Annotated in this window: 1 protein-coding gene; it reads right to left on the reverse strand. The window is 73.5% G+C overall.

Annotated elements, in window-relative coordinates:
- The coding region (locus DZG00_RS15265) for a PP2C family protein-serine/threonine phosphatase (RefSeq protein ID WP_147360056.1) at positions 1–1,316 on the reverse strand (1,316 nt) is incomplete at its 3' end.
- Positions 1,317–1,668: the final 352 nt, after the last annotated feature.

Genomic DNA, 1,668 nt, shown 5'->3' on the forward strand with positions numbered 1-1,668 from the left:
GGCGGAGAGGCCGTTGGCCGTGCCGTCGTAGACGGAGGCCGTGTCTGCGTCGCCGGTGATGGCGCCCGCTGCGCCGCGAGGTCGAGCGACTCCACGGATCCGTCGAAGAGGTCGAGCACGCCGTCGCTGCAGACCAGGAGGAGATCACCCGGGTCGAGATGCACGGTGCTCGTGACCCACTCCTGCTCACCCAGGGCGCCGAGGGGGAGGTTGCGCGACGGGATCCGCTCCCGCGTCCCGTCCGCCCGGCAGATGAGGCCGAGCCCGTGCCCGGCGTCGACGACCGCGACCTCGCCGGTCGGGGCGTCCAGCCGCAGGTGCAGGAGCGTGACGAAGGCGTCGTTCGCATCGAGGTCCGGCTCGACGGCCCGGTCCACGACGGCCAGCGTGCGGCCGGGATCGAGGGTCGGCACGGCCGTCCGGAGGGAGGCGCGCACCGTCGCGGCGATCACGGCGGCGCCGACGCCCTTGCCCATCACGTCGGCCAGGGTCACCACGATGCCGTCGCGGGTCCGGTGCCAGTCGAAGAAGTCGCCGCTGACCTCCCCGCTCGGCACGCAGGCGCCAGCCACCTCGTAGCCGGGGAGGTCGGGCAGGGACCGGGGCAGGAGCCGCCGCTGGACGCCGCCGCCCTCGACCAGCTCCTGCCGGGAGAGCGCGGCCCGGGCGGCGTAGATCCGGGCCGCCTGCTCGCCGCTCAGCGACGCCATGCTGAACGACACCACGACCAGGAGCACCAGCGTGATGAGGGCGGTCGACGGGGTGCCGAGCCAGGTCGTGAAGGCCTCGCTCCGCGGTCCGGTCGCGAGGAACACGACGAAGCGCGCGGCGTAGTAGGCGGCCAGGGCGCCGGAGGAGAGGAGCAGCGGCCAGCGCGTGCGGGAGAAGCCCGCGTCCAGCAGCGCGAGCTCTCGTGCCGACGCGCCGATGAGCACGCTCATCAGCCCGAGGTACAGCGGCCCGCCGGACCAGTCGTTCGTCGCGGGCGAGTCGGCGGACGACACGGCGGTGATCACGACGGCCGGTGCCACGACGAGCCACCACGGCGTCGGGCGCCCGCGGAGGGAGCGGCTCGCCATCCACACGGCTGCGGCGCCGGCGACGTTGCAGCCGTTGCCGAGCGGGTTGGCCCACACCTGGTCGACGGTGCCGTCGCGGAGGTAGGCGAGCGATCCGCCCATGAACAGCGCCAGGGCGGTGCACCACCAGAAGCTGAAGGCCGACTGGGTGCCGCGGAACGTGACGAGGGCGAACAGCAGGAACAGGGTGAGGCTGGCGACGCCGAAGGCGACGCGCAGCGTCAGCGAGTCGAGCACGAGGTGATCCGCCTCCCTTCGCGTGGTCTCGGGGAGGTCCGACCGATGGGGCGACGATCGTGCCGACGTCGGTCGGTGGCGATCCCCGGGACGGCGGTGCCGACGGCCCCCCGGGCGTCGACTGCGCGTCCCCTCCAGGGTACCCACGCGGGGTGGATCCGTCAGGGCGCCCGACCCCGCACATGCCGACGGCCCCGACCCCCGAGAGGGGGACGAGGCCGTCGATGCGTTCTGCTGTGATCGCAGGTGGTGCGTCCCGGACGCGGTGCCGGGATGGGTGCTACTTGGTGTTGACGGTGATCTTGGCGATGCCGACGACGAGCTGGTCGGTGACCGCGTCGGTGCCGAAGGT

The sequence above is a fragment of the Clavibacter lycopersici genome (genome assembly GCF_003576405.1).
In the GTDB taxonomy this organism is placed as follows: Bacteria; Actinomycetota; Actinomycetes; order Actinomycetales; family Microbacteriaceae; genus Clavibacter; species Clavibacter lycopersici.